This is a genomic window from Streptococcus australis, from assembly GCF_047463015.1.
Taxonomy (GTDB): domain Bacteria; phylum Bacillota; class Bacilli; order Lactobacillales; family Streptococcaceae; genus Streptococcus; species Streptococcus australis_F.
The window spans coordinates 42062-50118 of the sequence record NZ_JASHER010000012.1; the positions used below are offsets into that span (position 1 = coordinate 42062).

The following is an 8057-nucleotide window of genomic DNA, read 5'->3' on the forward strand; positions in this document are numbered from 1 at the left end:
CTATTTTTGTGTGATTTCGAAAGGAAGTAAAATGAGGCAACAGGATTTTCGGACGAAAATAGGTTCTACTGTTTTTGGTGTGAGAGCGACTGCTTTGATTGTAAAAGATAATCGCTTGTTCGTCATAGAAGATGAGGACGGCTGTTATACAATCGGAGGTGCTATTCAAGTCAATGAAACTACAGAAGATGCTGTAGTTCGGGAAGTCAAAGAGGAACTTGGTGTTACATCTACAGCAGGTCCGTTAGCTTTCGTGGTTGAAAATCACTTTGAACAAGCTGGAATCCACTACCATAACATTGAATTTCATTATTTGGTGGACTTACTGGAAGATGCACCTTTGGTCATGCAGGAAGATACAAAGCAATTACCTTGCCGTTGGATTGCTTTAGATGATTTACACACTGTTGACCTGAAACCAGCCTTTTTAAAATCAGCCCTACCAGAATGGGACGGACAATTACGACACATCATCTTAAAGAATAGGAGAAAAAATGACTTATAATTTTATAGAAGAATACGATATCATTGTAATCGGAGCGGGACATGCAGGAGTAGAAGCCTCCCTTGCTGCGAGCCGAATGGGTTGTAAAGTTTTACTTGCAACCATCAATATCGAAATGTTGGCGTTTTTGCCATGTAATCCTTCGATTGGTGGTTCTGCAAAAGGGATTGTGGTCCGTGAGGTAGATGCTCTCGGTGGAGAGATGGCCAAGAATATTGACAAATCCTATATTCAGATGAAGATGTTGAATACAGGAAAGGGACCAGCTGTTCGTGCGCTTCGTGCTCAAGCAGATAAAGAGCTCTATTCTAAGGAAATGCGTAAGACAGTTGAGAATCAAGAAAACTTGACCCTTCGCCAAACCATGATTGATGAAATTTTGGTAGAAGATGGGAAGGTTATTGGTGTTCGAACTGCGACCCACCAAGAATATGGGGCCAAGGCTGTCATTGTCACGACTGGAACGGCTTTACGTGGAGAAATCATCATTGGGGATCTCAAGTATTCATCAGGCCCTAACCATAGCCTTGCTTCTATCAATTTGGCTGAAAATCTCAAGAATCTTGGACTAGAAATTGGACGGTTCAAAACAGGTACGCCACCACGTGTAAAGGCATCGTCAATCAATTATGAAGAAACGGAAATTCAACCAGGTGATGAAAATCCAAATCACTTTTCTTACAATTCGCGTGACGAGGATTATTTAAAGGATCAAATCCCTTGTTGGTTAACCTATACCAATAGTCAAAGCCACGAAATCATCAACAGCAATTTACACCGAGCTCCAATGTTTACAGGTGTTGTAAAGGGAGTTGGACCTCGCTATTGTCCATCTATTGAAGATAAGATTGTTCGCTTTGCGGATAAGGAACGCCACCAGCTATTCCTTGAGCCAGAAGGACGTAATACAGAAGAAGTCTATGTCCAAGGCTTGTCAACCAGTTTACCAGAAGATGTGCAAAGAGATCTTGTCCATTCTATTAAGGGATTGGAAAATGCTGAGATGATGAGAACGGGTTATGCGATTGAGTATGATATGGTCCTTCCACATCAATTGCGCGCAACTTTGGAAACCAAGAAAATTTCAGGTCTCTTTACCGCAGGACAAACCAACGGAACGTCTGGTTATGAGGAGGCCGCTGGTCAAGGGATTATTGCAGGGATCAATGCTGCGCTGAAAATCCAAGGAAAACCAGAGCTCATCTTGAAACGAAGTGATGGCTATATCGGAGTCATGATTGATGACTTGGTGACCAAAGGGACAGTTGAGCCTTATCGTCTGTTAACTAGTCGTGCTGAATATCGTTTGATTCTTCGACATGATAATGCAGATATGCGCTTAACAGAAATTGGACGCGAGGTTGGTTTGGTTGATGACGAACGTTGGGCACGTTTTAAAACCAAGAAGTATCAGTTTGAAAATGAAATGAAGCGCCTTGACAGTATCAAGCTAAAACCTGTAAAGGAAACGAACGAGAAGGTGGTAGCGCTAGGTTTTAAACCATTGACAGATGCTGTCACAGCCAAAGAATTCTTGAGAAGACCAGAAGTATCGTATCAAGATGTTGTCAACTTTATCGGACCAGCTGCTGAAGAATTAGATGATAAGATTATCGAGCTGATTGAAACTGAAATTAAGTACGAGGGTTATATCTCAAAAGCTTTAGATCAGGTTGAAAAAATGAAGCGGATGGAAGAAAAACGAATTCCTGCCAATATTGACTGGGATGATATTGACTCCATCGCAACAGAAGCTCGTCAAAAATTCAAATTGATTAATCCAGAAACGATTGGTCAAGCTAGCCGGATTTCAGGTGTTAACCCAGCTGACATTTCTATCTTGATGGTGTATCTTGAAGGCAAGAGTCGGAGCATTTCTAAGAATCAAGAAAAGGAATCCTAACTAATTAGGATGTAAATATGTGGAAGAGGTAGCCAAATAGCTACTTCTTTTCTCGTTTTACTGTATATTTACAATAGTGTAAATATACTTTACACCGTTTGACAAATGAGTGACTGGACCTTGATTCCTGTCAGCTTTTTCTTTGGTGGAAAGGCTTGACTGGCCTCGCTTTTTCTTATGTTTTATGGTATAATGGCCCAACAGAGGTTTATGATGAAAAAATTTCGTATGACTCCTATCCATTATTGTATGGTAGGTTTGTTAGCATTTATTATATTAGCCATCAGTTCCAGATTATTGGGTAGCACAATTGCAAATTTATTTGTGATTCTGTTGATTCTTTCCGGTGTCATCTGTCTCTTTCTTCATCAATTAAAGCAAGTAGAATTGGATGAGCTAGAACAAATTCAATATGTCAATCATCAGGCTGAAAATGGGTTGGCATCGTTACTGGATAAAATGCCAGTTGGTGTAATCAAGGTGAACGGTGAAACCAATGAAGTTGAGTGGTTCAATCCTTATGCGGAGTTGATTTTCTCTACTGAGGATGGGCAATTCGATGTCGAATACCTGCAACAAGTGTTGGCAATCCCTTTTGAAGGGAAAGGCCATTATGCAACCATTGGTGATAAGAAATATTCTGTTTATCTAGATTCCCAGGCCAGTGTCGTTTATTTTTTTGATGCATCTAGTGAGTATGAGGCCAACGTTGGTCTTGTAACGACTAGGCCGGTCATCGGGATTATGTCCGTAGACAACTATGATGATTTAGAAGATGTTGTGTCTGATTCAGATATCAGTAGTATCAATGGTTTTATTGCAAACTTTGTTGAAGAATTCTCGGAAAAATACCATATGTTTTACCGAAGAGTCGGGATGGATCGCTTTTATCTTTTTACCGACTATACCGTTCTTGAACAATTAATCGAATCCAAATTTTCTATTATAGACCAATTCCGTGAGGAAGCAAAAAATCGTGAATTACCCATTACGGTAAGTATGGGATTCTCATACGGAGATGGCAATCATGATGAAATCGGTAGGGTTGCTTTATCGAATCTAAACTTAGCTGAAGTCCGAGGGGGCGACCAAGCAGTTGTGAAAGAAAGAGAAGAAGGTAAGGATCCTATTTTCTTTGGAGGGGGGACAGCTTCTTCTATCAAGCGCACTCGTACGCGAACTCGTGCGATGATGACAGCTATTTCCGAAAAAATTAAATCGGTTGATCAGGTATTTGTTGTTGGCCACAAAAAATTAGACATGGATGCTTTGGGGGCATCGATTGGGATGCAATTATTTGCAAACAATATCAACGAACGCTCTTATGCAGTTTATGATGATAGGTCTATGGCTCAGGATATCAAACGAGCGGTTGAAAAAATTCAATCAGATGGAGCGACTAAACTCGTAACGGTTTCAGATGCTCTACGGATGGTAACCGATCAATCCCTTTTGATTATGGTAGACCATTCGAAGACAGCTCTCACGCTTTCAAATGATTTGTATGAGAAGTTTCACCAAGTCATTGTCATTGACCACCATAGACGGGATGAAGATTTCCCTGAAAATGCCATGATCACTTATATTGAAAGTGGCGCAAGTAGTGCCAGTGAGTTGGTTACGGAATTGCTTCAGTTCCAGAATTCTAAGAAGAACCGCTTGAATAAGATTCAAGCCAGTGTTTTGATGGCTGGAATTATGTTGGATACCAAGAATTTCTCTGTTCGCGTAACGAGCCGTACATTTGATGTAGCTAGTTATTTACGAAGCCGAGGTAGTGATAGTGTCCTCATTCAGGAAATTTCAGCTATTAACTTCGATGAGTACCGTGAAGTTAATGAATTGATCCTAAATGGTCAATTGGTTTTCCCACATATTATTGTGGCAACAGGCGCAGCAGATGTTCCTTATGGAACGGTTACCATTAGTAAAGCAGCCGATAGTATGTTGGCCATGTCTAAAATTGAGGCAACCTTTGTCATTGCTCTGAATGAACAAGGAAGCATTTCCATTTCAGCTCGAAGCAGAAGCAAAGTCAACGTGCAAAAAATTATGGAGCAAATGGGAGGCGGAGGCCACTTTAATTCGGCGGCTTCTCAATTGGAAGATGTAACCATCGATCAAGTTCGTACCCAATTGATTGACTGTATTCAAGAAGAGGTCCAAAAGGATAAGGAGGAAGAAGAATGAAAGTTATCTTTTTAGCAGATGTAAAAGGAAAAGGAAAAAAAGGGGAAATTAAAGAAGTCCCAACAGGTTATGCTCAAAACTTTTTGATCAAAAAGAATTTAGCCAAAGAAGCTAACGCCCAAGCGATTGGGGAACTTCGCGGTAAGCAAAAATCTGAAGAAAAAGCCCATGCGGAACTAGTTGCAGAAGCGAAAAATATTCAAGCGAAATTAGCAGAAGAAACGACCGTTGTCCAATTTACAGAAAAAATTGGCCCTGATGGACGTACATTTGGTTCTATTACCAATAAAAAAATTGCAGAAGAACTACAAAAACAATTTGGGATCAAAATCGACAAGCGTCACATTCAAGTGGCTTCTCCAATTCGCTCTGTCGGCTTGATTGATGTGCCTGTTAAAATTTATCAGGATATTACAGGTATTATCCAAATTCGGGTAAACGAAGGTTAAGTAAATCGTTAGAAAGGAATGACTATGGCTGAAATAGAAGAATTAAGAACCCAGCCTCAAGATATCCAAGCAGAGCAATCTGTCTTAGGAGCCATCTTTATTGATGAGGGAAAACTGGTTTTTGTTCGTGAGTTTATTGAGCCAGCAGATTTCTTTAAATATGCCCATCGGTTAATTTTTAAGGCGATGATTGACCTTGCAGATAGGGGAGATGCTATTGATGCGACGACCGTTCGCAATATTTTAGATAGCCAAGGGGACTTGCAAAATATCGGTGGTCTCTCTTATCTAGCTGAAGTTATCAACTCTGTTCCGACCTCAGCCAATGCGGAATATTACGCAAAGATTGTTTCCGAAAAAGCGGTTCTAAGACGCTTGATTGCCCGTTTAACGGAGAGCATTAATCAAGCATATGATGGAGCGAGTCCGTCGGATGAGATTATTGCAGGCGCAGAAAAAGCCCTGATTGATGTTAGTGAAAATGCCAATCGAAGTGGTTTCAAGAATATCAAGGATATCCTAAATATCAACTTTGGAAGTCTTGAAACTCGCTCATTGCAGACAACGGATATTACGGGGATTGCAACAGGTTATCGAGATCTTGATCATATGACAACAGGTCTTCATGAAGAAGAGTTGATTATTCTTGCAGCTCGTCCAGCGGTCGGTAAGACTGCCTTTGCTCTAAACATTGCCCAGAATATCGGAACCAAGTTGGATAAAACAGTTGCTATTTTCTCGTTGGAAATGGGGGCTGAAAGTTTGGTGGACCGGATGTTGGCAGCAGAGGGCTTGATTGAGTCTCATTCTATTCGTACCGGTCAGTTGACAGATGATGAGTGGCGGAAATATGCCATTGCCCAAGGAAATCTAGCCAATGCCAGCATTTATATAGATGATACTCCTGGTATTCGGATTACAGAAATTCGGTCTCGTTCTAGAAAGTTAGCACAAGAAACAGGTAATCTTGGCTTGATCCTTATCGACTACTTACAGTTGATTACAGGGACAGGACGTGAAAACCGGCAACAGGAAGTCTCAGAAATCTCTCGTCAATTAAAAATTTTGGCGAAAGAATTAAAGGTTCCCGTAATTGCCCTTAGTCAGCTATCTCGGGGAGTTGAACAACGACAAGATAAGCGTCCGGTTCTATCAGATATCCGTGAATCAGGATCCATCGAGCAGGATGCAGATATTGTTGCCTTTCTATACCGTGATGACTATTATGAACGTGCAGGTGAGGAAGAAGAAGGCTTGCCGAATAACAAGGTTGAAGTCATCATTGAAAAAAACCGTTCGGGAGCGCGTGGGACAGTGGAGTTAATCTTCCAAAAGGAATATAATAAATTCTCCAGCATATCAAAGAGAGTAGAGGAATAATGGATGAGTGATGCATTTACTGATGTAGCAAAAATGAAAAAAATCAAAGAAGAAATCAAGGCTCATGAAGGCCAAATTGTGGAAATGACCTTGGAAAATGGTCGTAAACGTCAAAAAAATAAGTTTGGTCGATTAATTGAAGTCTATCCTTCTTTGTTTATTATTGAATACACTAATGAAAACAGTTTACCTGGTGAACCAGCAGCAACCTATGTTGAATCGTATACTTACTCAGATATTTTAACTGAGAAAAATTTGATTCATTACTTAGACTAATGTAGCTAGGGTAAGCTACAACTTCCAACCGTCTCTTCTTGGAGATGGTTTTTTGATGGTCTGAACATATCATAGACACTAGTTGTGTAAATTGATTGACAAAGATGTCAATTTCATAATCAAATCTGTCAATATTAGACAGGGGATCTTTTGAAGAGTCGTCTCATCTATATTCTTCATCCTGCTACATTAAAGGGACTTAGGAGGGTATTGAAACAATCATGATTGACAAGTTGTAAAAAAGGTGTAAAGATTCCTGTAAACAAGATAAAAATATTGGATAGGGATGAAAATACATGGCTATCCGCGTTAAAAATGTGTGATTTAGAAAGTCCTTAGCTAGAAAACCTCATTTTGCTTTTCATTTATAGAAAGAAATCAAAAAAATGAGAAAGCAACTTTACAAGGACTGGTATTGGTGGTATAATAGAATTTGTGCGAAATGACAGCAGGACAAAATGAAGCTCGTCAACAGGAAGCCAGCTAGAAAAGTAACCTTTGCTGTTTGGGCGAAGGCTTTCTGAACGAATCAGGTTTGTCTAAAACGTTATTTCCTACAAAAAATTATTTTTATAGGAGGACATTTCAAATGTCACGTTATACAGGACCATCTTGGAAACAATCTCGCCGTCTTGGCTTGTCACTTACAGGTACAGGTAAAGAATTGGCACGTCGTAACTACGTACCAGGTCAACACGGACCAAACAACCGTTCAAAATTGTCAGAATACGGTTTGCAATTAGCTGAAAAACAAAAACTTCGTTTCTCTTACGGACTTGGTGAAAAACAATTCCGTAACTTGTTCGTACAAGCTACTAAGATCAAAGAAGGAACTGTCGGTTTCAACTTTATGCTTCTTTTGGAACGTCGTTTGGATAACGTTGTTTACCGTCTTGGACTTGCGACTACTCGTCGTCAAGCTCGTCAATTCGTTAACCACGGTCACATCCTTGTTGACGGAAAACGCGTTGATATCCCTTCATACCGCGTAACTCCAGGTCAAGTGATCTCAGTTCGTGAAAAATCAGCTAAAGTTCCAGCTATCCTTGAAGCTGTTGAAGCAACTCTTGGACGTCCAGCATTCGTATCATTCGATGCTGAAAAATTGGAAGGTTCATTGACTCGCTTGCCAGAACGCGATGAAATCAACCCAGAAATCAACGAAGCACTTGTCGTTGAATTCTACAACAAAATGCTTTAATTTTAAGAAAAAACTTGCAGAAAGCCTGGCACTGCACCCCAATAATGGGACAAGAGAAAAAACCTCTTATGCGACCAGTTTTCTGTACTCTACAGGAGACTGGTCATTTAATCTCTGTTGAATTCTAGTTTCATTATAAAATATGATGTAATT

The 8057-nt window shown here is 40.1% G+C and carries 8 protein-coding genes; 7 read left to right on the top strand and 1 reads right to left on the bottom strand.

Annotated elements, in window-relative coordinates; translation table 11 throughout:
* The first annotated feature begins 31 nt into the window (after nucleotides 1–31).
* The 7 genes from QM873_RS09520 (at nucleotide 32) to rpsD (ending at nucleotide 7904) form a co-directional block, all read left to right on the top strand.
* Complete coding sequence (locus tag QM873_RS09520; protein ID WP_414279200.1) at nucleotides 32–505, top strand: NUDIX hydrolase; 474 nt, start codon at nucleotides 32–34, stop codon at nucleotides 503–505.
* Nucleotides 495–2408, top strand: a complete 1914-nt coding sequence (mnmG, locus tag QM873_RS09525; protein WP_414279201.1) for a tRNA uridine-5-carboxymethylaminomethyl(34) synthesis enzyme MnmG — start codon at nucleotides 495–497, stop codon at nucleotides 2406–2408. The genes QM873_RS09520 and mnmG overlap by 11 nt, the downstream gene beginning before the upstream one ends.
* Before the next feature lie 213 nt (nucleotides 2409–2621).
* Nucleotides 2622–4598, top strand: coding sequence for a GGDEF domain-containing protein (locus QM873_RS09530; protein ID WP_462217797.1), 1977 nt, complete (start codon nucleotides 2622–2624; stop codon nucleotides 4596–4598).
* Complete coding sequence (gene rplI, locus QM873_RS09535; RefSeq protein WP_048715073.1) at nucleotides 4595–5047, top strand: 50S ribosomal protein L9; 453 nt, start codon at nucleotides 4595–4597, stop codon at nucleotides 5045–5047. The genes QM873_RS09530 and rplI overlap by 4 nt, the downstream gene beginning before the upstream one ends.
* Nucleotides 5048–5071: 24 nt before the next feature.
* Complete coding sequence (gene dnaB / locus QM873_RS09540; protein WP_061564521.1) at nucleotides 5072–6427, top strand: replicative DNA helicase; 1356 nt, start codon at nucleotides 5072–5074, stop codon at nucleotides 6425–6427.
* Nucleotides 6428–6430: 3 nt separating this feature from the next.
* A complete protein-coding gene (locus QM873_RS09545; RefSeq protein WP_048715069.1) occupies nucleotides 6431–6703 on the top strand; it encodes a Veg family protein in 273 nt (90 codons plus the stop codon).
* Nucleotides 6704–7292: 589 nt separating this feature from the next.
* A complete protein-coding gene (rpsD, locus tag QM873_RS09550; RefSeq protein ID WP_003009175.1) occupies nucleotides 7293–7904 on the top strand; it encodes a 30S ribosomal protein S4 in 612 nt (203 codons plus the stop codon).
* A gap of 66 nt (nucleotides 7905–7970) precedes the next feature.
* Here rpsD and QM873_RS09555 read toward each other — a convergent pair whose 3' ends face one another.
* Nucleotides 7971–8051, bottom strand: a complete 81-nt coding sequence (locus QM873_RS09555; RefSeq protein WP_414279120.1) for an IS3 family transposase — start codon at nucleotides 8049–8051, stop codon at nucleotides 7971–7973.
* Between the last annotated feature and the right edge of the window lie 6 nt (nucleotides 8052–8057).

Coding starts and splice junctions, on each gene's coding strand:
- QM873_RS09520 (WP_414279200.1), top strand. CDS start 32: ATGAGGCAACAGGATTTTCGGACGAAAATAGGTTCTACTGTTTTTGGT.
- mnmG (WP_414279201.1), top strand. CDS start 495: ATGACTTATAATTTTATAGAAGAATACGATATCATTGTAATCGGAGCG.
- QM873_RS09530 (WP_462217797.1), top strand. CDS start 2,622: ATGAAAAAATTTCGTATGACTCCTATCCATTATTGTATGGTAGGTTTG.
- rplI (WP_048715073.1), top strand. CDS start 4,595: ATGAAAGTTATCTTTTTAGCAGATGTAAAAGGAAAAGGAAAAAAAGGG.
- dnaB (WP_061564521.1), top strand. CDS start 5,072: ATGGCTGAAATAGAAGAATTAAGAACCCAGCCTCAAGATATCCAAGCA.
- QM873_RS09545 (WP_048715069.1), top strand. CDS start 6,431: ATGAGTGATGCATTTACTGATGTAGCAAAAATGAAAAAAATCAAAGAA.
- rpsD (WP_003009175.1), top strand. CDS start 7,293: ATGTCACGTTATACAGGACCATCTTGGAAACAATCTCGCCGTCTTGGC.